The following is a 25,772-nucleotide window of genomic DNA, read 5'->3' on the forward strand; positions in this document are numbered from 1 at the left end:
CCGGGTAAGGGATATGCCAAGGCCCCGCAAGTCCCTGATCGTTGTTTTGGTATTATTCTGCCTGCTTGCCGCATTTCAGGCATCGGGTTATATTCTGGGCCGGATTATGGCCCCCCGGCTGGAAAAACAGATCAGCAGCTTAATTGATGCCCGGGTTGTACTGGACAACATGCGGTTTTCTTTTCTCACCGGCGCCCGGGCCGACCGCGTGGTCATTTCTTTGCCGGAAAATCCGAATCAGTCCAGGGATCTTCATCTGGAAATAAGCGAGCTGTCTGTCAGCCATGGCCTCACTGAGCTTATTGCCGGGCAATATCAGGTCACGGGCATCCGGATCCGAAACCTGGAGGCATCGGCAACCCCTGCCGCACTGCCTGTGCTGTCCGTCCTGAGAAAAAAAATCAAGCAAAAGCAGCGCTTTCCGGACATCCGAATAATCCGGGGGGATATCAGCATCAGTCATCCGGATTTCCCCCGGGGTTTACACATCAGCGACCTGACCGCCAGCCGGATGGGAAACGGCCAGATGGAGATAGACGCCCTGGCCTCTTTTGACGGCCATGAAAACAACATCAGGGCACATATCAATGTGGACCCCGGGCAAATACATGCTTCGGCGCAATTGTCCGTATCCGGCCATCCCCTCTCCAGTTTTCCGGCAGGCCGGTTATTGGAAAAATTTCCGCAGCTCGGTCAGCTGACCCCCGACCAGAGCGTTACCGGCAAAATCACCGCCCAATACGATCAGGCATCCCAAAGCCTGATTTTCAGCCGCGGCCGGTTTGAAACCGGAAACACCAGTTTCCGGATCTCATCTGCCGGCATTGATTTTGACAACAAAGACCTGCACCGGGCCTGGGTCAATGCGGATTTTTGGGAAGTTGAACTGGCTTTGCTGGACCGGCTGGGCATGTTCAAAAACATGCCGGAAAAAATCCGCCCCCGGATCACGGATGGAGAGCTCCACGCCCGGGTCCATGGCCGCTGGAACCCGGGATCGGGTTTTGATTGGGATGCCGGCCTGACCGTGGAGTCCGGCGCTGTATTTCTTCCCGGGTTAAACACCCGCGTGGATGCCATTGAAGCAAATGTTGACCTGGCCTTTCCCGGCCGGATACACATCCGGCAAAGCCGGGGGCGCACCTCCGGGGGTCGGATCCGGGCTTCGGGCAGCCTGGGCTGGGACAGCAGGGCCGGTATCCACAATCCGTTTATAGAAATTGACATGGATCACATCCGGCCGGATAAACAGATCGACCGGCTTTTGCCCGAATCCATCCGAAAAGCCGTGCATAAGCTCAATTTGCAAAACCCCGGGGTAAACGGAAAAATATTGTTTGCCGGCCCGGAAATGGAACTGGATCTCGGCGTTTACGCCCAAACCGCCCGGCTGCCGCATCTGCCCTTTTCGCTCCATACGCCCTCGGCCACAATCCGGTGGCGGACCGGAGAAAAAACCGTCCGGCTGGATGATCTCAGCGCCCGTCTTCATGGAAAAAACCTGGAAGGAAATGCCCTGCTTTACGTAAAACAGCCGGTTTGCGCGGATTTCACCCTGTTTGGCCGGCATCTGCCCATTCAATCTGAAGTTCTGGATTGGCTCGGCATTGAAACCGGAACCTGGTCTGTTGACGGAAGATATGATCTTGAACTCCAGGCCAGGAAATGGCGATCCAATGGTTCAAATCCTTCTGACAGACTCAAGGGGATAGAGGCCAGCGTGGATATCCGGGATCTGTCAATGACGCATCCGGACTATGGCAGGGTGGCAGACAACTGGTACGGACATCTGGCCCTGGCCGGCGACCGCCTCCGCCTGGGCGATTTCCGGGGAAATCTTTTCAATGCCGGATTTGAAGCAAACGGGTTTATTCCCTTAAACGGAAAAGACACGTCCCGTCTCCGGCTGGAATCCAAAACCATTGCCGTCAATCAGGCATTGCGCAACGCCCTTCCCGGCCGGTATGCCCGGGTTTTAAAGGAATTTGATCTGACCGGACAGTGTGAACTGCAGGCGGACCTGGTATTTGACAAAAAAAACAAAATCCCGTCGTCGGCCAGGATCACGGCTGTGATCCATCACCTGGAGGCGCAGCAATCATCGGTTGCCGCCAGTACCGGCGGCAGCATCCGGGCTGATATCTCCCGGCTCAACACAGAAGGATTTGAATTTGAAGGCTTTGCCGAACTCAGTCGTGTGACCGTGGGCCGTTTTGAATCAGACCGGCTTTCTGCAAGGTTTTCCGGAAACCGGAAACGCCTGGACATCCCGGAAATGAAAGTCAGTGCATACGGAGGCGCCATTTCTTTTGCAGACGTGGTTGTGCTGCCGGGCCCAAGACAATGGCAGGCCCGGATCATGCCGGCCCACATAGACGTGGAAACCCTTGTGGGCGCATTCGGGGTGACCGGACGCCATGCCCCTGCCGGCAGCCTCCGGGGAGCGATTGAGCTGCGGGGCACAGGATTTGAACCTGAAGCCATGGAAGGTGCAGGTGAGATCAAGATCGACAGGGGCCGATTGTATCAATTCCCGGTCCTGGCCTCTGTGTTTAAGGTTCTGGACCTGCAGCTGCCCGCACAAAGTCCCATCACCGATGCCTATGGTACCTTTCGCATCAGCGGCGGCCGGATGGATATCGAGGATCTGCTGCTTCTGGGCGGCACAATGCCCATGCATGTGGCCGGGTTTGTGGATCTGAAAAACAACAAGGCATTTCAAGACCAAAACATGGACCTTCTGGTCACCACCACCAAAACCGACGGGATTTTAAACAAAATTCCGGTGCTCAACTGGGTCAAGCACTACACCATTGACTGGTTCCGGCGCCTGGTTTTCCAGGCAAGGGTTCGGGGGACCATCGGGGACTATGAAGTCCAGAGCCTGGCCAGCCCGCTGGCCACACCCATTAAGCGCATGTGGTCTTTGATGGAAATGCTGTCACCGAATTCGCCGGAAAGATAAAAGACCGGCTAAGGAATTTGCTCGTAATTGTTTCGCACCAGCACCTCCCTGGGTTTGACCCCGTCTGAAGGTCCCACCACCCCCTCTTTTTCCATCACTTCAATTATGCGTGCAGCCCTGTTGTAACCGATTCGCAAGTGCCGCTGCACCATGGAAATCGAGGCCTGCCCGGTCTTTGTCACAAGGGCCACGGCCTCGTCGTAGCGCTCATCATAATCCTGTTCCCCGTTTTCCTGTTTATCGGCCTCAGGGGCCTCAATGACCTCGTGATCATACTCCGGCGCCTTTTGGGATTTCAGAAATTCAATCACCCGGGTGACCTCGTCTTCTGACACATAAGCGCCGTGAATGCGCTGAAGCTTGGCCGTACCCGGGGGCAGAAAAAGCATGTCCCCGTTTCCAAGAAGGCTTTCCGCCCCGTTGATGTCGATGATGGTGCGGGAATCGATCTTGGAGGACACCTGAAAAGACAGGCGGGTCGGGAAATTGGCCTTGATCAAACCGGTGAGCACGTCCACCGAGGGCCGCTGGGTGGCCAGAATCAAATGAATACCTGCAGCCCGGGCCATTTGGGCCAGCCGGGTAAGGCTGACCTCCACGTCCCGGGAGGAAACCATCATCAGGTCAGCCAGTTCATCAACGATGACAACGATATAGGGCAGTTTTTCAGGCGGCGGCTGCCCCTCTTCGGGTTTTTCTTTTTCAATCCGGGCATTGTACTGCTTGATATTGCGAACCTTTTTTTCAGAAAGCAGCTTGTAGCGGCGCTCCATTTCCCGCACAGCCCAGAAAAGCGAATTGGTGGCCTTTTTCATGTCCGTTACCACAGGAGCGATCAAATGGGGGATACCGTCGTAATTTGACAGCTCAATTCGCTTGGGATCGATCATGATCAACTTGACCTCCTCCGGGGTGGCCTTAAACAGAATGCTTGCAATCATGGTGTTTAAGGCAACACTTTTGCCCGTTCCCGTGGCCCCGGCAATCAAAAGGTGCGGCATGCCTTCGAGATCTGCCACAACCGGATAGCCCACGATGTCCTTGCCCAGGGCAATGGTCAGCCTGGAGGCGGATTTTTTGTATACTGAAGAGGCGATGATATCTTTGAACCCAACCAATTCCCTTTTCTTGTTGGGAATTTCAATGCCGATAACCGCTTTTCCGGGAATCGGGGCCACAATGCGCACGCTCAGGGCCTTTAATGCAAGGGCCAGATCATCGGAAAGATTGACAATCTTGTTGATTTTCACCCCGGGCGCAGGAGCGAATTCATACCGGGTGATCACGGGTCCGGGCAGCACTTCGGTAACATTGCCCTGGACCCCGAAATCCTGGAGTTTCTGCTCCAGCAGGGCGGACTGCTGGCGCAAATGCTCATGATCCACCCCGTCTTTGATTTTTTCCGCATCTTCGAGAAAATCCAGGGGCGGCAATTGAAACCCTTCCTGCTGGATTTGCATGGATTCAAACTCCTGCTGGCGGAATGCGGGCTGGGGTGCCAGGGTCGGCGGCGCCGGGGCCTGGATCTTAATGTCACCTGATTTGCCGGGCGTTTTTTCCAATGCAGGCGCCTTTGCGCCGGTTTTACCGGTTTCCGGCATTTCTTTCGGTTTTGGGGCTCCTGAAGCCGCCGGCGCAGGAATTTGTTCGGGTTGGCTGACTTTTTCAGGCTTGTACGCCCGCGGGGCGGCAGGAGTCTTTTTTTTCTGACCGCCCCTGCCCGGCCGGTTGACAACGGCCTTGCAAAGACCCGCAACACCGGAAAGCAATTTCAGAACCCGAGTCCGGATCCAGTCTGCCAGAAGGACGGCCAGGCGCAGTGCATTTCTGAAAACCGCCACCAGGGAAATCCCGGTTGCCATGATAAAACCGATGGCCAGCATGACTGCGAAAATCAGCATGGCTCCGGAACGGTTGGCGTATTTTTCAAACACGGCCATCATGGGATAGCCAAGAATGCCTCCGGCCGGATACGGCGTCTGAAAAATCAGGTAGCTGTCTTTAAACAGGGAAGAAACCGCGCCGGTGCCCACGATGAGCAAAATTGCCCCGGATGCCATAAGCCAGGGAGACAGGGCGGAGTCATGAGTGTAGAAACGAAGCGAGGCCATGAGCAGAAAAACCGGAATCCAGAAGGCACCCACGCCGAAAAGATCCAGCATCAGGCCGGCGGCATAAGCCCCTGCCACACCGAAAAAATTGTGCACCTGGCGCCAGTCCGCAGCATGGTTGAAGCCGGGATCGTCCGGATGATAGGACATCAGGCTGACAAGGGAAAAAATCACGAGAAAAAAACACAGGATCCCCAGAATTTCCTTCTGCAGGGTCCGGTATCCCGCACTTGCCTGAAAAAGCCGCTTCATGGATCAAAGCTCCAGGATAAACGGCAGTATTACCGGCCGGCGTTTGATGGTAAAACTGAAGTACTCCCGGAGGGCCCCGGGCAGGCGGCGGCGAATGACATCGGCCGGATGAGGAAGATCCACTGCATCATCAACGATTTCGAGCACAACGCACTTGGCGTCTTCAATGATATGACCGGTTTCGGTTTCAAACACAAACCCCTTTGAAACAATTTCCGGGCCGTAAATCACAAACCCGGTATCCTCGTCAATGGCCATGGTCACCGCCACCATTCCCTCTTCGGAAAGCAGGCGCCGCTCCTTTAATACAAGGCGCCCCACATCGCCGATGCCCTTGCCGTCCACCAGCACCCGGCTTGTCGGGATCCGCTCGCTGATCCGGGCGCCGTCTTCTTCAAACAATACCACGTCGCCGTCTTCGGCAAGCAGCACATGGTCCCTGGCAATCCCGCATTCAGCCGCCAGCTGGGCATGGTGGTACAGGTGCCGGTATTCGCCGTGGATGGGAATGAAATACCTGGGACGCACGGTCTGGATCATCATTTTGAGCTCGTCGCGAAAGGCGTGACCGGACACGTGGATGTCGGAGATCTTTTCATAGATCACATTGGCGCCCCTGCGAAACAGATTGTTGATGATCTTGGCAATGGCTTTTTCGTTTCCCGGGATGAACTTGGAGGACAGCACCACCGTGTCACCGGGTTTGACCTTGATCTGTTTGTGAATGCCGGTGGACATGCGTGCCAAAGCCGACATGGGCTCACCCTGGCTGCCGGTGGTGAGAATCATCACCTCTTCTTCGGGGTAGGCGTCGATATCCTCAAGAAAGATCTCCATGTTCTCCGGGACATGGAGCAGGTTCAGATCCCGTGCAATCCGGACACTGAGCTCAATGCTTCTGCCGTTGAACAATATCTTGCGCCGGCCGGACTTGATGATATTGATAACCTGCTGGATGCGCGACACATTGGAGGCAAACAGGGCGACAATTACCCGGCCCGGGCTGTTGACAACAATGTTTTCCAGGCTTTTTTGCACCCGTGCATCAGAAGGGGTCCGCCCTTCCCTTTCCACGTTGGTGGAATCGGACAAAAGCGCCAAAACCCCCTTTTCCCCCCACCTGGCAAAGGAATCCATATCGGTTTCCAGCCCGGCAATGGTGGAATCGGAAATCTTGAAATCCCCGGTGTGCACGATGAGCCCGTATGGCGTGTCAATGGCCATGCCCACTCCGTCGAGAACACTGTGATGAACCCGGATAAATGAAAAGGAAAAAGGCGCAACGAAAAGCTCTTTTCCGGGTCTGATTTCCTGGAGGCTGGCTGAGGCCAGCAGGCCGTGCTCTTCTATCTTGTGGCGGACCATGCCCAGGGTAAAGGCCGTGCCGTAAACCGGTGCCTGAATTTCCCGGAGCAGATACGGCAGGGCCCCGATATGGTCTTCATGGGCATGGGTCAGGACAATGGCCCGGACCCGGTTTTTGTTCTGAAACAGATACCCCATGTCCGGGATCACATAATCCACCCCCAGCATGTAGTCTTCCGGAAACATCAGGCCGGCGTCAATAACCACGATGGCGCCTCTGCATTCCAGGGCCATCATATTCAGGCCGATTTCTCCGAGTCCGCCAAGGGGGATGATTTTCAGCATAATCAAGCAGATCCGTTGCAGGTCAGTAAAGAATCACTGATCCGTGGAGGTTAAACAGGGATACCGAGTTGCCGGACAATGCTGTCCATCAGATCAATCAACCAGTTTCGCTGTGCTTTGGTGGCGTAATCCATGCAGTCGCACCGCACCCGCTCGTGCGTGCGCACCAGAAACTCGCCTGCAAAAGCGCCGGGTTTGACCTGCAGGGCGAAGAAAAGGGGATGGCAGTCCTCGTGGGCCGCCTGCACCGGGGTAAAATATTCCGGGTCCAGGGCAACCCAGTACACCCGGTCCAGTGCCGGCGGTCCGTACTGCTGTCTTAAATAATTTTCCAGCGCCTCTGTGTCCTGTTCCCGAAGTTGGTCAATAACGTATTGTTTCATTTTTGCATCGTTATCATATTGAATATGAATGCGCAAGCACCGGATCTTTGTTTCCGGATTCATGGGCCAGCAGTTTCTTTTTCATCAGCGATCCGCCGCCAAATCCGCCTGTTTCCCCATTGCTGCGCACCACCCGGTGACAGGCAATCAGCAGGGGCCAAGGGTTGGCTGCCAGGGTGTTGCCCACAAAGCGTGCGGCACCGGGCTTTCCCAGCTTCACGGCAATATCACGGTAAGACCGGACCTGTCCACAAGGAATTTCAGCCGTGAGGTGCAGCACCTGCTGCTGCAAAGGGGTCAGCCGAACCGGGCTGAGCCACTGCCATGGCGTTGCAATGGGACGGCAGAATTCAAAATAGTCATGGATCATCTTGGTTACAGCCATGGCCCGGGGGCATTGCTGAAAATCGAAATCCAAAACAGGGGTGTCAATGGTTTCGGACACACCGGATGGCTCCTGTCCTTGTGGCCGGTCTGGCAGAAAAACCCTTTGCAGGCCGAAGGGCTCGGTTTGCGCGGCCACCAGCACTGTTCCCATCCAGGTATGAACGGAAAAAAACCGCATTCTCAGTTCCCGGGATAAAAGTCAAAAAGGTTTCCGGCTGCATCAAAATCCCACGGCCGCCAGGAAGAAACCTGTTTTAATCCGCCCTTCTCATCTGCGGCTGTCTGCAGGGAGCGAGATATTTCCATGTATTGCAGGGAGGCCGTGTCCCGTATTCTTACAATCCGGGCATCTGATCCATTTTCAATGCCCGCGGTATGCATGCACACCTGAATGCATTGCCAATCCGTATCAAAATACACGGGAATGGCGGCTTTTTCCGGTGATATGGCGGTAACCGCGTTTACTGCGGTTTTTTCACGGTCCATGCGTTTGACCAGCCTTGCGGTGGTAATGTCTGCCAGGCCGATCCCGTTTGCGTTGCCGTCGCTGTCACGGGTAAGGTCGCGCACAAAAATCCGCCCCGGACAAGGCGGTGCGGAAAAATCACCGGCAATGTCTCTATGCCGGCCCGTGATGTTGGAATCCATGCCAATACCCGATATTTCCTTGCCGATTTGATCCACCACCAGGATGTCTATGCGGTCAAAAGGAATCTTCCAACAGCAATGGCAATGGATTTTCCCTCAAGGCAAAAAGACGGGGGCACCCGGCCGGCCGCGGCCAGACGGGTTTGCTGTCCTGCGTTCGGAAGCCCGGCGCAGGACAGATCCTGATAATACAGCGCCATTTCCGGAAGTGAAAAAAAATCTGGATACAATGGGATCTCGCGGTTGCAATGAGGGTTTGCGCAGGAAAAACTGCAAGATCGTCAAAAAGGCGGTACCGGACCTGTGTCCGGTGCGAAAAACCCCGGCCATGACGGCATGGCCGGGGCAAAATCAGTGGTTGTAATATATTCTAGGTTTCTTCCACGGTGATGGCGCCGGGTTCGCAAACCTCGATGCAGCTTTCGCATCCCAGGCATTCCTCGGCGTTGACAGGAACGGACTTGCCGTCCTGGATTTCAAAAACTTCCACCGGGCATACTTCCACGCACTCTTCACAACCTTCGCATTTTTCCGCGTCAACGATCGGATTAAAAGCCATTTCAAATCTCCTTTCTCATTGTCTCAAATTATAATGATATATCATGGGGCCTTTGGTTTCGGCGTTTGCGCTGCAAGATTTTTCTCATTATACCAAATAAATAATCGAGTCAAGGGTCATGATTCGATTTTTTGTTTCATGCCCCTGCACCACCCAGCAACCCGAGAATCCGGCCGGAATCGCGCATTTCGTAAAAAGACGGCTTTGGAAGCAAATCCCCTGCCGCCGGATCGGGCAGGCCGGCTTGTACGTTTTCCGGCAGTTGTTCCGCAATTGACAGGGTTTCAAAATGTTCATCAACTGCGGCAATCACAGCCGGACTGGTTGTAATCCAGACTTGCGGGCAGTCCGGATCCTGCTCGGCCAGGCGGAGCCAGGCGCGGATCCGGGCATCGGGCATATATCCCCCGGGGTCTTCCGGGGCGCCGGCGCCGACCCTGTCGTCTGAAAACCCGGAAGCCGATCCGGAATCACCGCCCTGCCCCCGGATTTTGGCAAACATCTGTTGTGCCGTATGATCGGTTGCAGCCAGGTCATTTTCCAATTCCGCTGCCTGACGGTCAAACGCCTGGGCCATTAACAAAAACAGCCGTGCAATAAACACCGGATCCGGGCCTGCAGGCTCATCCTTGCCTCCCTTTAAGATTTCCGTGCTGATTTCCCGGGCAAATTCCTGGTTGTAAAACCCGGCTTCCGCAAAAGACTTCAGCGCTGCGGCGTGTTTGTGGTGCACCTGCCCCCAGTTCTGGTACTGCCGCGCCAGATCCATGAGATGTTGGTCGTCTCCGTGCACCGGACGCCGCAAAACGATGCATCCCTGCCGGTCAAGGTCTTCCATGAAAGCCGGGGCTGCGCCCTCAGCAGGCTGATAGACTACCGGCGGGCCGAAGCGGGCACAGGTTCTGGCCGCCCATCTTTCTGAAATAAAACTAAACGGGAAAAATGCAGTTGTTATCTTATTCATGAGTCTCCGATTTTTTCGTCCTTGATTTCAACACCGGCTTGCTGAAGCTGCCGCCGGATCTCATCTGCCCGGGCAAAATCCTTCTGCTTCCGGGCCTGATTTCTCTCCCGGATCAGGGTCTCGATTTCCGGGGAAAGACTTTTGTGGGTAAAGTCAAAAAAGCCCAGCACCCGGTCGATGTCTTCAAACGTGTTTAAAAACTTGTCTGCCTGCTCCCGGGTAAGCCGTTTGTCAGACACCAGGGCGTTGATCCGCCGGATTTTTCGAAAAATCGCAGCCATGGCCCGGGGCATGTTCAAATCATCATCCATGGCATTGATCATTCCCTGCCGGATATCATAAGCAATCTGGTCGATTTCCTCTGTGGATGCCGCTTCGTTTCCGGCCTGGTCAACCTGCTGCAGGCCTTCGATACAAGCGTCAATGCGACGGATGGCGTTTTTGGCCTGGTCCAGGCGTTTCAGACCGTATTCCAGGGGCTTTCGGTAATGTCCGGTGATCAGCCAGAAGCGGACATCCCGGGGCGTGTATCCCATGTCCCGGAGATCTTCAAGGGTGGGAAGTTCCTGCTTCTGCGCCCGGGTGTCGCTTTTCCCGGCGTGCACCTGCTCGCAGTGGACCCAGTAGCGGGCAAGCGGCTTTCCGGTCAAAGCCTTGGCAATGGCCCGTTCATTTTCATGATGCGGGAAAACCAGTTCCCGGGTGCTGGTGTGAATGTCATAGGTTTTGCCCAGGTGTTTCATGGAAATGGCCGCGCACTGAATATGCCAGGAGGGGCGCACATTGCCCCACTGGGTTTTGACGTAAATACCGCGCTTGAGTTCGGAAAGCCGGGCGCGCTTGAGCAGGGTGAAATCCCTGGGGTTGTTTTTCTCGTATTCGTCCAGATCCACCGTGGCCCCGAGCTTGATTTTGTCAATGTCAATGCCGGATAACTGCCCGTACTCGGAAAAAGCCCCTATGCTGAAATAAAGGGACCGAAGCTTTTCATAGGCAAAACCCTTGTCATAAAGCCCGGTGGCAACCCGAACCATGTCCTCCACATGCTCACTTGCCCTTGGAAAATGATCGGCCGGCACAATATTCAAGGCCTCCAGGTCCGCCATGAACCGGTCTATATAATAGCGGGTGTATTCGGCAAGGGATTGTCCTGCACTTTCCGATCCCTGGATGGTCTTGTCATCCATGTCCGTGATGTTCATCACATGGTTGACATCCAGATCCCGGTAGCGCAGATATCTGTAGAGCAGATCCGAAAACACAAACCTGCGGCACTCGCCCAGGTGGATGAGCTTGTTGGCTGTGGGCCCGCAGGTGTACATGGACACCCGGCCCTTCTGGATGGGGTCAAAGGGCATCTTGGACCGGGTCAGGGTGTTGAACAGATGAATTTCCGCCTTTTTCTTGACCAAAAACAGGGGTGTGCTCAGATAGCGCTCCCCGCTGTCGGCAAAAATGGCCACAATGGTACCTTCTGTCATCTCTGCGGCCTGACGGGCGGCAATCACCATGGCCGCCCCGCTGCTCATGCCCACAAACAGGCCTTCTTCCCGGGCCAGACGCCGGGTCATTTCAAAGGCTTCCTCATCATCAATGTTGATCTTTTCATCCAGCCATTTTTTTTCAAAAATTTCCGGACGATAAGCTTCCTTGAGATTTTTCAGGCCCTGGAGTTTGTGGCCCAGATAGGGCTCCACCCCGATGATCCTGATGTCCGGATCATATTCCCGGAACCTGCGGGCGCAGCCCATCACTGTTCCGGTGGTGCCCATGGTGGCCACAAATGCCGATATTTTCCCGTGGATCTGCTCAATGATTTCTCCGGCAGTGCCCTGGTAATGGGCCTGCCAGTTGGCCGGGTTGTTGTACTGGTCGGTCATGAAATAACGGTCCGGGTCTTCGCGGACCAGGCGATAGACCTCTTCAATGGCCCCGTCCGTGCCCAGGTGCCCGGGAGTAAGAAAAATCTCCGCGCCCCGGGCCTCTAAAATTTTGCGGCGCTCAAGAGAGACGGCATCGGACATGGCCAGCATGAGCCGGTAGCCCTTTACCGCACAGATCATGGCCAGGCCGATGCCGGTGTTGCCGCTGGTGGCTTCAATAACGGTCTTTTCCGGGGTGAGTTCCCCGGACTGTTCCCCGGCCTCGATCATGGCCAGGGCCGGCCGGTCCTTGATGGAGCCGCCGGGATTGACGTATTCGAGCTTGGCAAAAATCCGGACGGCCGGATTGGGGTTTAACCGCCGGATCTCCACCATGGGTGTATTGCCGATGGCATCGAGTATGGAATAATGCATGTGATTGGGTCCTTATGGCACGCTTGCCGGCTGTGGACAAATCAGGGCTGAAAATCGGCTGCAAGCCGGAGCGCAAGTTGTTCAATGATTTCCGCCCGCACCTGTTCCCGGGCAGCGTCTGCTGCGACCACCCGGATGCGTTCGGGATTTTCGCGCGCCAGGTCCAGATACCCCTGGCGGACTTTTTCGTGGAACCGGATGGTTTCCATCTCAAACCGGGTTTCCTGCGCATGGCGGTCCCCGGATTGAATTTGCCGCCATGCCCGGGATAATCCGACTTCGGCCGGAAGATCAAGCAAAAAAGTCAGATCCGGCGTAACACCGCCCAAAACCAGTTCATTGAGGTTCCGGACAACTTCTGCGGAAATGCCCCGGGCCGCGCCCTGGTAAGCCACGGTTGAGTCACAGAAGCGGTCGCAGATCACGATGCTGCCCTGCTGCAATGCCGGCCGGATCACGCGGCTGACATGCTGGGCCCGGTCAGCCGCGTAAAGCATCAATTCAGCAGTGGAATCCAGGCCGGCATTTCCCGGAGACAGCAATATGGCCCGGATTTGCCGGCCCGCCTCCGTGCCTCCCGGCTCCCGGGTAACCACACAATGATGTCCCCTGTCCTTAAGATACGCCACAATGTCGGGAATCAGAGTGGACTTGCCGGATCCTTCAATGCCTTCCAATGTAATCAGCATAAATTGTGCAACAACTCTTTCTCAGCCAGTGGTTTCCGGGCCGCCCCTGTAGAAAAACCGCTCCAGGGGTTTGTGATAGCCCGTCCATTCGGCGCCTGCATCCTGACTTTCCATAAATTCCCGAATGCCGTTGATCTTGGCGTCGATATCGTCAAGGTAATTGAGCAATACGGCCTCAAGGGTTTTGGGCGGTTCCGGGGAACCCAGTTCCCGGCTGCCGTGATGGCTGACCATCATGTGCCGCAGCAGAAGTGCCGTTTTTTGTGGAAAATCCGGAATCTGCCGGATTTTTTCTTCAAGCATCCCCACTCCGATGACAATGTGGCTGACAAGCCGGCCTTCACTGGAATAATCAATGTTTGTGTCAAAAACAAATTCATTGATTTTACCAATGTCATGCAGAATTGCACCGGTGATCAGCAGATCCCGGTCAATGCCGGAGTAATGACCGGCCACCCGGTCTGCGAGCAGGGCCAGGGACAGGCTGTGCTCAAGCAGGCCGCCGATATAGGCATGATGCATTTTCTTTGCCGCAGGGGCTTGTTGAAACTGTGCGACAAAGCCGGCATCATTCCAGAAGGCATCGAGCAGCCCCCGCAAAACATCAGAGGAAACGGATTGCCCGAGAGCTTTGATCCGTTCAAGCATTTGTTCCGGGTTCCGTCGGGTGGCGGGCAGAAAGTCAGCCGGATCAGCACCGGTTTCAGCCGGCTCCAGCCCCTTGACCACCACCTGCAGCCCCCCCCGGTATTCGGAGATATTGCCCTGCACACGGACCACGTCACCGGCCGCAGCCGCATCTGCGATCTGCTCCACGTTGTCCCATACCACGCCCCGGACCCGGCCGGTCTTATCTGATAATGCAATACTCAGGTATGGGGCCCCGTCTTTTTTGTGACTCAGCGTCTTTTCCGCCAGGACGAAGAGCTCGGTTACGGCCTGGCCGGATTTTAGCTGACTGACGAACAACTTTTTCATCAAATGCCTGTCACTTCTGAATTGGCGGAATTTTTTCAAGCTATTGGCTTGACATTTTTTATTTTTCGGTTTTTTATACTGAAATTTTACGTGTGCATCAAGGTATTATTCAAAAGCTCGGATCAGACCGGACCACAACCCTTTGGCGGCGTCAGGCGCGGCCATCAGCGCAAATGTTGCAAATGCCCATGACCCGATTTTTACGGAAACAAGCCTGTCTGTGGATTGCCGCCATATGTGCAGCGGTGCTGATGACAAACGCAGCTGTCGCACAAGAGATTTCCGACCCGGCGCTGACCAGCGGCGGCTGGCAGGTCTTTGCCGACCGGCTCACCTATGACCCGGAAACACAGTTGTACAAGGCTCTGGGCAACGTATTGATCATTCAGGGCCAAAAAGAACTGACAGCCGACTTTGCCACCCTTGACCAGGCTGCCAAAACAGCCAGAGCCGAAGGCAACGTGGTACTGGTATCCGGCGGTGACCGGATGTCCGGGCGGCGCCTGGAAATGAACATGGCTGACAACACCGGCACCCTTTATGACGGATTTGTGTTTATCCGGGAAAATCAGTTCCGCATCCGCGGCGATCGCATTGAAAAAACCGGGGAGTCCACCTACCGGATTCATGAAGCGTCTTTGACCACCTGCGAAGGCGATTCGCCGGACTGGCAGATCACCGGAAAGGAAGTCGACGTCACCCTGGAGGGCTACGGATATGTTTCCCATGCAGCTTTCCGGGTTCGGCAAATGCCCATGCTTTACATGCCCTGGTTCATGTTTCCGGCCAAGACCAAACGACAAAGCGGCCTGCTCCCGCCCCAGGCCTCCTATTCCAGCCGCAACGGTATTGAATACACCCAGCCGTATTTCTGGGCCATCTCCGATAACACGGATGCCACTTTTTACTATCAGCACCTCCAGGAGCGCGGTGAAAAACTTGGCGTGGAATATCGCTACATGCGGTCACAGGACTCAAAAGGGGTCCTGATGTTTGACGGGTTCGAAGACAGAAGAATCGATGACGGAAGCCCGGAAGCCACCGAGGAGTGGGGATATGATCACGACAACGCAGCCCGGCCCAATGACGACAGATACTGGTTCAGGGCAAAGCTTGATCAGGAGCTGTCCGGGGGGGCCATGGCCCGTCTGGATCTCGACGTGGTGAGCGATCAGGATTATTTCAGAGAATTTTCAAATGGATACATGGGATATGACGCCACAGAAGAGCAATTTTTTTCCGGGTTCGGGCGGGATCTCGACGATGAAAACAATCCTGTTCGCACCAACCGGTTAAACATTAACAAGATCTGGAACTATCATGTCGTCAACACGGACCTGGTATGGTATGATGACGTGATCAAGCGGCGGCAGAGCGATACCAATGATACCCTCCAGCGGCTTCCCCGGGTGGGGTACAGCGCCCTGAAGCAGCCCCTGGTCGATATCCCCGGCTTTTCCAATCAGATGCTGTTTGCGTCCATGGACAGCGAATACACCTATTTTTTCCGTGAAGACGGGCTGACCGGACACCGGATGGATCTCCACCCCCGGATTTATCTGCCTGTGCGCCTTTACGAAAGCTTTACCCTGGAACCCTCACTGGGCTTCCGCCAGACGGCCTGGTATATTGACGGGGACCGGGAGGATTACACCGCAGGTGCTGACCGCTATAAGCACCGGGAAATGTATGACATCGGTGCTGAGCTCTCCACAGAGCTCAGCCGGGTGTTTTCTGTGGACAGTGAGAATGTGGAGAAGATCAAGCACCTGATCATCCCCCTGCTTTCCTACGAATATGTGCCCGAATCCGACCAGTCGGAATTTCCCTTTTTTGATGAAAACGATCGGTATCAAAAGCAAAACCGCATGGCGCTTTCCCTTACCCAGTTTCTGACCTCCAGGCGCACAGTCAGCGACCCGGGGGAAAAAGACGATGGCCCCGAACACCGCTACAATCAGTTTTTGCGCTTTTATCTCGAGCAGGGTTATGATTTCAACCAGAGCCATGACCCTGAACTGGCCTTTGAGCCCCTTTTTGCGGAACTTGACTTTACCCCGGCAACCCCGGTTACCCTGCGCGCAGACGCCCAATGGAGTTACGAGGCAGACAAATTCATCTCCACCAACTTCTCTGTTCATTACCGCAGCAGCCGGGGTGACCGGCTTCACGCCGAATACCGAAACAACCGGGAATATGAATCCGAAGTGGCCTATCGCAACACCGACCGGCAGGCCCGCGAAAGCCTGTATCTTGAAGTCGAAACCCCTGTAACCCGCAGGCTGACCCTTCTGGCGGATTATGAACGAAGCCTGGAAACAGACCAAAGCATTGAAACCGGCCTGGGTTTTCGCTGGCGGTCCCAGTGCTGGACCCTGCAGGTCAGGTACGAAAAAGAGGGAGAGGACCATGACATCGCGTTTATGATAAACCTCTATGGACTCGGGGATTTCGGGGATTGATGGCCCGGATATGTTATACCGGATATATTATAAATAATGGTCTCCGGCTGTCCACTTTTGCTTAACCCCTTGACTTATTGAAAATTTATGTTTAATTAGGGGAAACAGCTTGCAACCGGAGATTTTTACACAGGAGGAAAAATGAATAAACTCGAAATGATATCCGCCCTTAAAAAGGAAGCTGATATTTCCAAATCCGAAGCTGCCAAAATTGTGCAGATTTTTTTCGACTCCATGGCCGATGCCCTGGTCAATGAAGAACGCATAGAAATTCGCGGCCTTTGCAGTTTTTTTGTGAAAAACTACAAGAGCTATACCGGCAGAAACCCAAAAACCGGGGAAAAAGTCCAGATTCGGCCCAAGAAGCTGCCTTTTTTCAAGTGCGGCAAGGAACTTCGGGAACGCGTGAATGAAAAGGCGTAAACGGCGAATGTTGTGATTGGACTTAAAGACCTCATCGGGCAGAAGCGTCCGGTGCAGCTGCTGGCCAATGCCCTGCAAAACGGTAAAATGCCCCATGCCTGGCTTTTTACCGGGGAGGACGGGGTAGGCAAAAAAAGCGCCGCACTGGCCCTGGCAATGATCAGCAACTGCCAAAATCCGGATTTGACAGGCCTGCCCGCATCTCAGGCAGACGGACAAAGCGCTGCTTGCCCCCGGGCATGCGGCAACTGCCGGTCATGTAAAAAAATTGCCGCAGGCGTGCATCCGGAGGTACGGGTGCTGGAGCCCTCAGGCCCCAATATCCGCATTGACCGGATCCGGTCCCTGTGTTCTGATCTGGCCCTGAAATCCGATGAACGCTCCTGCCGGTTTGTGATTGTTGACCCGGCCGGCCGGATGAATGCCGAAGCAGCCAACGCTTTGCTCAAAATCCTGGAAGAGCCCCCGGAACGCACGGTTTTTGTTCTTATTGCCGCTGATACCGGTGATCTGCTGCCCACCATTGTATCCAGGTGTCAGCATATCCGTTTTCACCCGATTGCCCCGGCTGAGCTGGAGGCTTATCTTCGCGACAAAAGCGGGACTGCGCCGCAGCAGGCCATGATCGTTGCATCTCTTGCCCGGGGAAGTCTCGGCCGGGCCGTTGAAATGGCAGCCCAGGACTGGTCCGCACGGCGAAATTTTTTCATCAATCAACTCAGTAAACTGCCCGCACAACCCAGATGCATTCGGCATGTATTGGCTGAAATCATGGCCAGGGACAAAGACCGGATTGAAACAAATCTTGAAATCATGAAAAACTGGTACAGGGATCTGGCGGTGAGTTCAGCTGCACCCGATCTGCTCTACAACCGGGATCTTTCCGATCAGATCCGCAAGACCGGCTCCCGGATCTCCATGGATCAAATCCTTGAAAAAACCGATGCCATTGCCGCAGCGGAAAAAGCGCTGACCACAAACGCCAACGCCCGGCTGGTCATGGATGCGCTGGTCGAGGCGCTGGCCGCTCAGGGCGACAAGACTTATTGAACAAAGGACTGAAGCTTTCGCTTATGAATACAGAAGAAACCGAATCCAAACAAAAACACCCCGTTAAAATCGTCGGCATCCGCTTCAAACCGGCTGGAAAAATATATGATTTCAATTGCGTCGCCTATGTGCTAAAAACCGGCGACGAAGTCATTGTGGAGACCGAGCACGGGCTGGGTTTCGGCACAGTGGCCACTGAACCCGAAAACCGGAATCCGGAAACCGTCAGACAAAGCCTGAAAAAGGTGTACCGCCCGGCCACCCCGGAAGACCGGGAGCAGCGGGAAAAAAACCGGGAAATCGAGGACCAGGCCTATGATTTTTGCCGGGAGTGCGTGGACAGCCTGAACCTGCAGATGCATCTGTTTTCCGTTGAAAGCAATTTCGACAACTCCAAACTCACTTTCTTTTTCACTGCAGACGGCCGGGTGGATTTCCGGAAACTGGTGAAAATGCTGGTCAAGGAATTTCGCACCAAAATTGAAATGCGCCAGGTGGGCATCCGAAACCAGGCCAAAATGTGCGGCGGTGTGGGCAGATGCGGACGGATCCTGTGCTGCTCGGCGTTTATGACCCGGTTTGACCCGGTGACCATCAAAATGGCCAAGAAGCAAGGGTTGTCCTTAAATCCCACGAAAATCTCCGGGGTCTGCGGCCGGCTCATGTGCTGCCTGACCTTTGAAAACAACCTGTATTCCGGCGGTCAGAAAGCGCAGAAGCCGAATTCGAACAAAGACAACCCAAAGCAATCGTCACAGGAATAATAACATGACATCGCATTTCTATATTACGACGCCCATATATTACGTCAATGCCAGGCCGCATCTGGGACATACCTATACCACAATAGCGGCTGACGTGGCCCGGCGCTTCCACCGGATGAAGGGCAAACAAACCTTTTTTCTCACGGGCACGGACGAACACGGCGATAAAATCGTCAAGGCAGCCGGGGCCGGCAACGAAGACCCCAAAACCTATGCAGACCGGATTTCCGGGTTGTTTAGCGACCTTTGGCCGCAATTAAACATTCATCCCGATTACTTTATCCGAACCACGGATGCGGATCATATCGCCGTGGTTCAGCAGGTGCTGCAGCAAATCTACGACAGCGGGGACATCTATTTCAGCGAGTATGAAGGTCTGTACTGCTTTGACTGCGAGCGGTTTTTCACAGAGCGGGAACTGGAGGACGGCAAGTGCCCGGATCACGGAAAGCCTCCTGTACCCATCCGGGAGTCCAACTATTTTTTTAAAATGAGCCGTTATCAGCAGTGGCTCATTGACTACATTCATGAAAACCCGGATTTTATCGTACCGGAGCGCTATAAAAACGAGGTGCTCGGCTTTCTTCGCGAACCCCTGGAAGACCTTTGCATATCCCGGCCCAAGTCCCGGCTGACCTGGGGCATCACCCTGCCCTTTGACGACAACTATGTCACCTATGTGTGGTTTGACGCCCTGATCAACTATATCAGCGCCCTGGGATACCCGGACGGGGAAAAGTTTAAAACCTTCTGGCCGCATGTGCGCCACGTGGTGGCCAAAGACATCTTAAAACCCCACGGCATTTACTGGCCTATTATGCTCAAGGCCGCGGGCATCGCCCCCTACCGGCACCTCTTTGTTCACGGCTACTGGAACGTGGATGAAAGCAAAATGTCAAAAAGCCTGGGCAACGTGGTGGATCCCGTTTATCTGAAAGACACTTACGGCGTGGATGCCATTCGCTATTTTCTTATGCGGGAAATGACCTTCGGGCTGGATTCCAGTTTTTCAGAAGCCGCCCTGATCCAGCGGATCAACTCGGATCTGGCAAATGACCTGGGCAACCTTTTTTCCCGGGTTCTGGCCATGTTTCACAAGTATTTCAAAGGCACTGTGCCGGACTGGAACCCGGAAGCCGGCGAAATTTTGGGAACTGACCTGAAAGCCGGGGCCAAAGCCGCCATTGACACCTTTTGCCGCAGCATGGAAAACCTGGATTTTCACAAGGGACTGGCTGCGGTGTGGGAATATATCGGGCAGATGAACAAGTTCGTGGACACCAGCGCTCCATGGGAATTGGCCAAGCAGGACGACGGCCGCCCGCAGTTGCAGGAGGTGATCTGTCACCTGCTCGAAGGCCTCCGGGTGGTCGCAGGCTTGATCTATCCGGTAATGCCGGAAACAGCGGCGGCCATGCACAAGCACCTGGGCCGGGACCCGGAGGCCAAACCCGGATTTTACCTGGTGGAAGAAATCTCAAGATGGGGTGTGATCGCGCCGCAAAGCGTATTGCCCAAAGGCATTTCCCTGTTTCCGCGCCTGGATGCCGCAACCATACTCAACCGGCCTGCCCGGGACCCGGCACCTGAAAAAAAGAAATCTGAGCCCATGGCTTCGCAAATCGAAATTGAAGACTTTGCCAGGGTGGATCTGCGTGCCGCCAGGGTGATTTCAGCTGAAAAAGTCGCCAAAGCCGACAAGTTGCTGAAGCTGGAAGTGGACATCGGCCATGAGACCCGCACCGTGGTGGCCGGCATTGCCAGGCTTTATGCACCGGAAGACCTGGTGGGCAAAACTGTTATTCTGGTGGCCAACCTGAAACCCGCAAAACTCATGGGAATCCGTTCCGAGGGAATGGTGCTGGCGGCAGTCGATGGGCAGGACGGATCTGTAGCCGTTATTGACCGCCCGGTGCCGGCGGGAACCCGTCTGAAATAAGGCGCATCTGTATAAAATGGATGCTTTTCGCAAGCGCAAAACCATCAACAGCCGGACAAAATTTCACAATTCCGCCTGGCGCAAATACCAGTTCCGCCTGAGGCAAAAATCGGCAGCAAGGCAAGCCCTCAGGCGGCTGCCGGCATATCTGCTGATTTTCTTCATCGGGCTGGGGTTGATCAAGGGTGGATTTTTCGTGGCCGACTGGTTTCAAAACCGGCCACGGCCGCGGCAGGCCGCTGTTGAACCGGAACTCGAGCGCATCACCAGCGATCAGGTCCGGAATCTCCTTGACCGGAGCGATCTGCTTAATCCCGTTACACCCGTGTTTTCCAAAAAACTGGCCGGCCAGGACTGCGCCCTTCATACCACTCTGAACCAAGACATCCAGAAAGCCGTGCTGTCCATGATGGATCCCAAATATGCCCGGCAGATCGGTATTGTGGTCATGGACGCCCGTAGCGGAAAAATCCTGGCCATGGCCTCTCATGACCGAAATGATCCGGATGCCAATAACAGCTTAAAAGCCTCGTTTCCTGCAGCCAGCCTGTTTAAAATTGTGAGTGCCGCAGCCGCAATCGATGACAGCGACTTGACCCCGGAGAGCCGCATGAGCTTTAACGGCGGCAAATACACCCTGTATCGCTCCCAGTTGGCCGACACGAAGAACAAATATACCAACTACGTCACCCTGGAAAAGGCCTTTGCCGAATCCATCAATCCGGTTTTCGGCAAAATCGGGCAAAACTACCTGGACAAGGCCCGCCTGGAGAAATATGCACGATCTTTCTGGTTCAACCGTGAAATGGATTTTGACCTTCCGGTGGATGTCAGCGTTGCATCCGTATCCGAAAAGCCTTATAATTGGGCGGAGATTTCCTGTGGATTCAACAAAACCACCCAAATATCGGCTTTGCATGCGGCAATGCTGTCGGCAACGGTTGTTTACAACGGGGCCATGATGCGGCCGTATTTTATTGAACGCGCCGTGTTAAAAGACCGCGTGGTTTTCCGACAGGAAGAGAAAATGCTTGTCAGATCCATACATCCGGAAACCGCCCGGCAGATGCAGTCCATGATGAATGCCGCTGTAACCCGTGGCACGGCCCGGGGCAGTTTCCGGGGAAGACAGGCAACGGCTATTTTCAAGGAGTTTGACGTGGGCGGCAAAACCGGTTCCATCAACGACAACCCGGCCAAGGTCAAATTTGACTGGTTTACCGGATATGCCAGGCACCGCAAAACCCGAAACGCCATAGCAGTCGGGGTGATTGTTGCCCACAAGAACTATATCGGCGTGCGCGCGGCTGAATATTTCCGCAGAATCGTTTACGAATACATGCAACAACCCCTAAACCAGGTCAAGGCACCACAGGACGCTGTAAATGATGATACCTAAAGCCCATTGTATGAAAATTTTTCTGCGGTCTTTGCTCAAAAAGACCGCAGAAATGATTCCGCAAATCCGCATCGGCACAATTCCGCAAAACCGGGTAAAACGCAACACCCTCATTTTTCTGCCCCTTGTCTTAAACCGGCTTTGCTGCGGCCTGACCGGCATTGTGGCCTTTCAGCGGGCTGACAAATCCGATGCCCTGCCCGCAGACATGATCACTGAATTGGAAAATGCTGCCGCCCAAATGGCGCAGACGGGTTTTTCCGCAAACAGCTCTGAACCCGGCCGGATTGATGACGCCTATCTGGGGGGAGCCGATACCGTGGGCATGCTTTATTCGAAAATCCGGGAACTCAAACAGACAGACAATTTTTATTGGTTATTTGCCGATGCCAATGCCTGCAGCCGCCTTTCGGCTTTGCTCAAAAACCTGGAGGATCTGGCCCGGAAGGAACTTCAGGGCCGGGAACAGGCCATGGGGCGCCTTGCGCCGGATATCTTTGACATTGTCTCGACCCGTATTGAGACCCTGCGGGATGCCATATGGAGCCTGAAAACCGAACTGCTGGACAACATGGAAAAAATCGGTGTTATGACCCCCGGCATAACGGAACTTGCCCGGGGCGGCCTGGCTGCGGCCCAGCAGATCAACTCGGTGCTAAACAGCATTGACAGACTCGAGGTGCGCGGCCGGGATTCAGCAGGCTTGTCTTTAATGTTTGTTCTGGAGGAATCGGCTTACTTTGACCTGGAAAGCCGGATTAATGCAGCCGGATATTCCGAGGAATTTGCACGGCGGACAAACCGGAGCCTGCTGCTGCACAAAAGCGTATCCGTGCGGCATTTAAAAAATGATCCTTCCGATCCGCGTGTCTCTGTTGCCCTGACCTACAAGGTGGCGGCTGAAATCGGCCGGCTGGGCGACAACATTGCCTATATCCGGGATGAACTGACTGCCGATCCTGTGCTCCAGTCCCTGCTGGTCCAGCCCCACCGGCGCTTTAACGTCTCTGCCCATACCCGGTGGGCTTCTGTGGGCGAGGTCAACGAACCCAACTGCCACCCCATGGATGCACAGACCGGGAGTTCCTTCATCGAGGAAACCGGAATCATTCATGTGAGCTTAAACGGTGACATTGACAATTACCAGGCCCTGCAGGCAGCCCACGAGGCCGCGGGCATGGCCTATCCCCACGAAATCACCTGTGATACCAAAATTATCCCGATCCACATTGCCGGATATCTCAAAAAGGGCCATGACATTGCAGAGGCCTTCCGGCTGGCAGTCAATGATTTCGAGGGTTCCCATGCCATCTGTATGCAGTCGGACCTGGCCCCGGGAAAACTGTTTCTGGCGCTGAAGGGAAGCGGTCAGGCCGTGTTTGTAGGGCTGGGACCGGATTTCTACATCCCCACTTCCGAGGTTTACGGATTTGCCGAGGAAACCCCCTATTTTCTGAAAATGGACGGCGAGGCGGTGCACAAAGACAGCCAGGGCAGGCTTGTCTCCGGCCAGATCTTTGTCATTGACCCGGACAGCCATGGCGGATTGTCCGGGATCACAGCCATGTTCTACAACGGCGCTCCCATTGAGTTCACAGATGCCGATATCCGCAAAACCCAGCTTACGTCCCGGGATATCGACCGCCAGGATTTTGACCACTATTTTCTTAAAGAGATTTCAGAGGCACCGGGTTCCGTGCGCCGAACCCTGGAAAACCGCTGGAAAATCATCAACACAGACGGCCGAAGATACGAAATCACCCTGGATGAAACCACCATACCCCAGGCACTGGTTGACAGAATCACCCGCGGCGGGATCCGGCAGATCCTGTTTATCGGCCAGGGCACCGCGGGCGTGGCGGCCTCGGCATGCGCCAATCTCATGCGCTATTACCTCGATGAACCAACCATGCGCATAGAAGCGCTCAAATCATCGGAACTATCCGGATTTGTTTTAAATGAATCAGACGGCCGGGATCTGTCTGACACCTTGCTGGTGCCCATCAGCCAGTCGGGCACCACCACCGACACCAACCGGGCCGTGGACATGGTGCGCAAAAAGGGCGCCTCATCGGTGTGTATTGTCAACCGCAGGGATTCAGACCTGACATTTAAAACCAACGGGGTGCTCTACACCAGCTCGGGCAGAGACATTGAAATGTCTGTGGCCTCCACCAAGGCATTTTACTCCCAGATCATTGCCGGGGCCGTGCTGGCCTTATACATTGCCCAGACCACCGGGCGGCGCAGCCATGCGTTTGTCTCAAACGAGGTCCGGCAGATGATCCGACTGCCCGATATCATGGAGCAGGTGCTTTCCATGAAGGAACAGGTCCGGGCATCCGCCAATCGCCTGGCATTGCAGCGCACCTACTGGGCCACCGTGGGCAGCGGCCCCAACAAGGCGGCGGCAGACGAAATCCGGATCAAATTAAGCGAACTTTGCTACAAAACCATTTCATCGGATTTCGTGGAAGACAAAAAACATATTGATCTGTCTTCAGAGCCGCTGATCATCGTGTGTGCAGCCGGCACCCGCAGAAGCGTGATCGGCGACATTGTCAAGGACACGGCCATCTTCCGGTCTCACAAGGCCCTTCCCGTGGTTATTGCGGACGCCAATGAATACCGGTTTGACGCCTATGCCGAAGACGTGTTCCGGGTGCCTGCAATAAGCGAGCATTTTGCCCCCATTGTCAACACCCTGGTGGGCCATATGTGGGGCTATTACGCGGCCCTGACCATCAACGAGGGCTCGCACTTTCTGCACCTGTTCCGCGAAGAGCTCCGGGAAACCATCAGCGCGTATACCCAACAGAATCTCGATATTTACGAAATCGCCCTGGAAAAATCTTTCAGGGAAAAAATCCTGCGCTTTTACAATGAATTTCGAAAGCGCCAGGCGGAAAACGGCCTTGCCCCGACCATGGGCATCAACGGCTCCACCAACCTGGTGCTTTTGCTCAAATACCTCTCCGGCCGGCTGCCGGTGGCCGATTTTGAGATTGATTTCGGGGTCAAGGGCACGGCGCGCAACATGTTTGACCTGCTGTTTGCCTCCCTTGCAGAGGCCATCAACACCATGGCCCGGCCCGTGGACGCCATCAAGCACCAGGCCAAAACCGTAACCGTTGGCACCAGCCGCATCGAGGAAAAGGCAGAGGGGCTGCTGTTTGACATGATGCAGGATCTTGGATTTACCATCGAGCACCTGACCCTCAACAACATCCTGGTGATCAAAAACATGCAACAAATACTTGATCACATCAAGGGCTGGACCCTTTACCGCATTTCCGGGGTCAATCTGATGGGCGAGCCCACTGAAGAAACCACCATCGAGGTCATTGACAAACAGGGCAGTTCCGCCGCCATTGTCTCCCGGGCCGAAAAAGACCGCACCCTGAAAGGCACCAAGCGCATCATCGTGCGCGAGGGCAATGTCTACATGGGCAAAGGGAGAAAAGATGACAGAAGCATCCTCGTCATTCCGCTGATCTCAGGAGATCCCTCCCGGCCCAACATGGTGGAGCACCTGCTTTTGCTCGACGTGGCCTTCCGCCCGGCCGTGGACCTGACCTCCAGGGTCAAGGCCCTTGGCGGCAAGCATGAGCATATCAAAAACATTGTCCAGGAAAACAATATTGTCTGGAACGATGAACTGCTGGAGCAGGTGCCCATGGATGAGCTGTTTGGCCGGTCTGCGGAAAAAATCGCTGAACAGATCGTGGAAACAGTCTCCTGAAGCCGTCAGGATTGATGGCACCGTAAAAAGTCTGATTTCAGATGGTGCCGTAAAAAGTTCAAGATCAAGGCTTGCGCAATTTCGAAGAATGCAGCGTACTTATCCGTACG

At 54.8% G+C, this 25,772-nt stretch carries 18 protein-coding genes; 8 read left to right on the plus strand and 10 right to left on the minus strand.

The annotated features are described in order from the left end of the window. Window positions 1-13 precede the first annotated feature (13 nt). Window positions 14-2,965 carry a hypothetical protein gene (locus tag ACTCIA_RS00905; protein ID WP_462999918.1) on the plus strand — a complete coding sequence of 984 codons (2,952 nt, stop codon included), beginning with the start codon at window positions 14-16 and terminating at the stop codon, window positions 2,963-2,965. 8 nt (window positions 2,966-2,973) lie between these two features. Here the strand turns inward: ACTCIA_RS00905 and ACTCIA_RS00910 are convergent, their stop codons facing one another. The 10 genes from ACTCIA_RS00910 to ACTCIA_RS00955 form a co-directional block, all read right to left on the minus strand. After that, window positions 2,974-5,328 carry a DNA translocase FtsK gene (locus ACTCIA_RS00910; protein WP_462999919.1) on the minus strand — a complete coding sequence of 785 codons (2,355 nt, stop codon included), beginning with the start codon at window positions 5,326-5,328 and terminating at the stop codon, window positions 2,974-2,976. A gap of 3 nt (window positions 5,329-5,331) precedes the next feature. Beyond that, window positions 5,332-6,978, minus strand: a complete 1,647-nt coding sequence (locus tag ACTCIA_RS00915; protein WP_462999920.1) for a ribonuclease J — start codon at window positions 6,976-6,978, stop codon at window positions 5,332-5,334. A 50-nt stretch (window positions 6,979-7,028) separates the two neighbouring features. Then, the gene (locus ACTCIA_RS00920; RefSeq protein ID WP_462999921.1) at window positions 7,029-7,361 is read right to left on the minus strand and encodes a hypothetical protein; all 333 of its coding nucleotides are present in this window, start codon (window positions 7,359-7,361) and stop codon (window positions 7,029-7,031) included. A 13-nt stretch (window positions 7,362-7,374) separates the two neighbouring features. Further along, window positions 7,375-7,926, minus strand: a complete 552-nt coding sequence (locus ACTCIA_RS00925; RefSeq protein ID WP_462999922.1) for a methylated-DNA--[protein]-cysteine S-methyltransferase — start codon at window positions 7,924-7,926, stop codon at window positions 7,375-7,377. 2 nt (window positions 7,927-7,928) lie between these two features. Further along, the gene (locus ACTCIA_RS00930; RefSeq protein ID WP_462999923.1) at window positions 7,929-8,396 is read right to left on the minus strand and encodes a hypothetical protein; all 468 of its coding nucleotides are present in this window, start codon (window positions 8,394-8,396) and stop codon (window positions 7,929-7,931) included. Window positions 8,397-8,766: 370 nt separating this feature from the next. Beyond that, window positions 8,767-8,955 (minus strand): ferredoxin, encoded by a 189-nt coding sequence (locus ACTCIA_RS00935; RefSeq protein WP_462999924.1) that lies wholly within the window; start codon window positions 8,953-8,955, stop codon window positions 8,767-8,769. Between the two features lie 136 nt (window positions 8,956-9,091). Then, window positions 9,092-9,919 (minus strand): hypothetical protein, encoded by an 828-nt coding sequence (locus ACTCIA_RS00940; protein ID WP_462999925.1) that lies wholly within the window; start codon window positions 9,917-9,919, stop codon window positions 9,092-9,094. Continuing rightward, on the minus strand, window positions 9,916-12,216 hold the full coding sequence (gene cysS, locus ACTCIA_RS00945; protein WP_462999926.1) for a cysteine--tRNA ligase: 2,301 nt from the start codon (window positions 12,214-12,216) through the stop codon (window positions 9,916-9,918). The genes ACTCIA_RS00940 and cysS overlap by 4 nt, the downstream gene beginning before the upstream one ends. Before the next feature lie 41 nt (window positions 12,217-12,257). Continuing rightward, the gene (gene tmk / locus ACTCIA_RS00950) at window positions 12,258-12,905 is read right to left on the minus strand and encodes a dTMP kinase (RefSeq protein WP_462999927.1); all 648 of its coding nucleotides are present in this window, start codon (window positions 12,903-12,905) and stop codon (window positions 12,258-12,260) included. Between the two features lie 21 nt (window positions 12,906-12,926). Next, window positions 12,927-13,883, minus strand: coding sequence for a 3'-5' exoribonuclease YhaM family protein (locus ACTCIA_RS00955; protein WP_462999928.1), 957 nt, complete (start codon window positions 13,881-13,883; stop codon window positions 12,927-12,929). 188 nt (window positions 13,884-14,071) lie between these two features. Here ACTCIA_RS00955 and ACTCIA_RS00960 point away from each other — a divergent pair, with 188 nt between their 5' ends. From ACTCIA_RS00960 to ACTCIA_RS00990, 7 genes are all read left to right on the plus strand, one after another. Continuing rightward, the gene (locus tag ACTCIA_RS00960) at window positions 14,072-16,345 is read left to right on the plus strand and encodes an LPS-assembly protein LptD (RefSeq protein WP_462999929.1); all 2,274 of its coding nucleotides are present in this window, start codon (window positions 14,072-14,074) and stop codon (window positions 16,343-16,345) included. 141 nt (window positions 16,346-16,486) lie between these two features. Further along, window positions 16,487-16,768, plus strand: coding sequence for an HU family DNA-binding protein (locus ACTCIA_RS00965; RefSeq protein ID WP_181550411.1), 282 nt, complete (start codon window positions 16,487-16,489; stop codon window positions 16,766-16,768). Window positions 16,769-16,780: 12 nt separating this feature from the next. Then, complete coding sequence (holB, locus tag ACTCIA_RS00970; protein ID WP_462999930.1) at window positions 16,781-17,818, plus strand: DNA polymerase III subunit delta'; 1,038 nt, start codon at window positions 16,781-16,783, stop codon at window positions 17,816-17,818. Between the two features lie 23 nt (window positions 17,819-17,841). After that, a complete protein-coding gene (locus tag ACTCIA_RS00975; RefSeq protein ID WP_462999931.1) occupies window positions 17,842-18,582 on the plus strand; it encodes a PSP1 domain-containing protein in 741 nt (246 codons plus the stop codon). Between the two features lie 4 nt (window positions 18,583-18,586). Further along, entirely contained in the window at window positions 18,587-20,521 is a 1,935-nt protein-coding gene (gene metG, locus ACTCIA_RS00980; RefSeq protein WP_462999932.1) for a methionine--tRNA ligase, read from the plus strand. A 16-nt stretch (window positions 20,522-20,537) separates the two neighbouring features. Continuing rightward, window positions 20,538-21,920: a penicillin-binding transpeptidase domain-containing protein gene (locus ACTCIA_RS00985; protein WP_462999933.1), complete on the plus strand. Its 1,383-nt coding sequence runs from the start codon at window positions 20,538-20,540 to the stop codon at window positions 21,918-21,920. Next, entirely contained in the window at window positions 21,907-25,662 is a 3,756-nt protein-coding gene (locus ACTCIA_RS00990; RefSeq protein WP_462999934.1) for an SIS domain-containing protein, read from the plus strand. The genes ACTCIA_RS00985 and ACTCIA_RS00990 overlap by 14 nt, the downstream gene beginning before the upstream one ends. Window positions 25,663-25,772 lie beyond the last annotated feature (110 nt).

It is taken from the genome of Desulfosalsimonas sp. (assembly GCF_055149105.1).

Excerpts from the sequence above, each read along its gene's own strand:
- ACTCIA_RS00905 (WP_462999918.1), top strand. The coding sequence starts at position 14 with ATGCCAAGGCCCCGCAAGTCCCTGATCGTTGTTTTGGTATTATTCTGC.
- ACTCIA_RS00910 (WP_462999919.1), bottom strand. The coding sequence starts at position 5,328 with ATGAAGCGGCTTTTTCAGGCAAGTGCGGGATACCGGACCCTGCAGAAG.
- ACTCIA_RS00915 (WP_462999920.1), bottom strand. The coding sequence starts at position 6,978 with ATGCTGAAAATCATCCCCCTTGGCGGACTCGGAGAAATCGGCCTGAAT.
- ACTCIA_RS00920 (WP_462999921.1), bottom strand. The coding sequence starts at position 7,361 with ATGAAACAATACGTTATTGACCAACTTCGGGAACAGGACACAGAGGCG.
- ACTCIA_RS00925 (WP_462999922.1), bottom strand. The coding sequence starts at position 7,926 with ATGCGGTTTTTTTCCGTTCATACCTGGATGGGAACAGTGCTGGTGGCC.
- ACTCIA_RS00930 (WP_462999923.1), bottom strand. The coding sequence starts at position 8,396 with ATGGATTCCAACATCACGGGCCGGCATAGAGACATTGCCGGTGATTTT.
- ACTCIA_RS00935 (WP_462999924.1), bottom strand. The coding sequence starts at position 8,955 with ATGGCTTTTAATCCGATCGTTGACGCGGAAAAATGCGAAGGTTGTGAA.
- ACTCIA_RS00940 (WP_462999925.1), bottom strand. The coding sequence starts at position 9,919 with ATGAATAAGATAACAACTGCATTTTTCCCGTTTAGTTTTATTTCAGAA.
- cysS (WP_462999926.1), bottom strand. The coding sequence starts at position 12,216 with ATGCATTATTCCATACTCGATGCCATCGGCAATACACCCATGGTGGAG.
- tmk (WP_462999927.1), bottom strand. The coding sequence starts at position 12,905 with ATGCTGATTACATTGGAAGGCATTGAAGGATCCGGCAAGTCCACTCTG.
- ACTCIA_RS00955 (WP_462999928.1), bottom strand. The coding sequence starts at position 13,883 with ATGAAAAAGTTGTTCGTCAGTCAGCTAAAATCCGGCCAGGCCGTAACC.
- ACTCIA_RS00960 (WP_462999929.1), top strand. The coding sequence starts at position 14,072 with ATGACCCGATTTTTACGGAAACAAGCCTGTCTGTGGATTGCCGCCATA.
- ACTCIA_RS00965 (WP_181550411.1), top strand. The coding sequence starts at position 16,487 with ATGAATAAACTCGAAATGATATCCGCCCTTAAAAAGGAAGCTGATATT.
- ACTCIA_RS00975 (WP_462999931.1), top strand. The coding sequence starts at position 17,842 with ATGAATACAGAAGAAACCGAATCCAAACAAAAACACCCCGTTAAAATC.
- metG (WP_462999932.1), top strand. The coding sequence starts at position 18,587 with ATGACATCGCATTTCTATATTACGACGCCCATATATTACGTCAATGCC.
- ACTCIA_RS00985 (WP_462999933.1), top strand. The coding sequence starts at position 20,538 with ATGGATGCTTTTCGCAAGCGCAAAACCATCAACAGCCGGACAAAATTT.
- ACTCIA_RS00990 (WP_462999934.1), top strand. The coding sequence starts at position 21,907 with ATGATGATACCTAAAGCCCATTGTATGAAAATTTTTCTGCGGTCTTTG.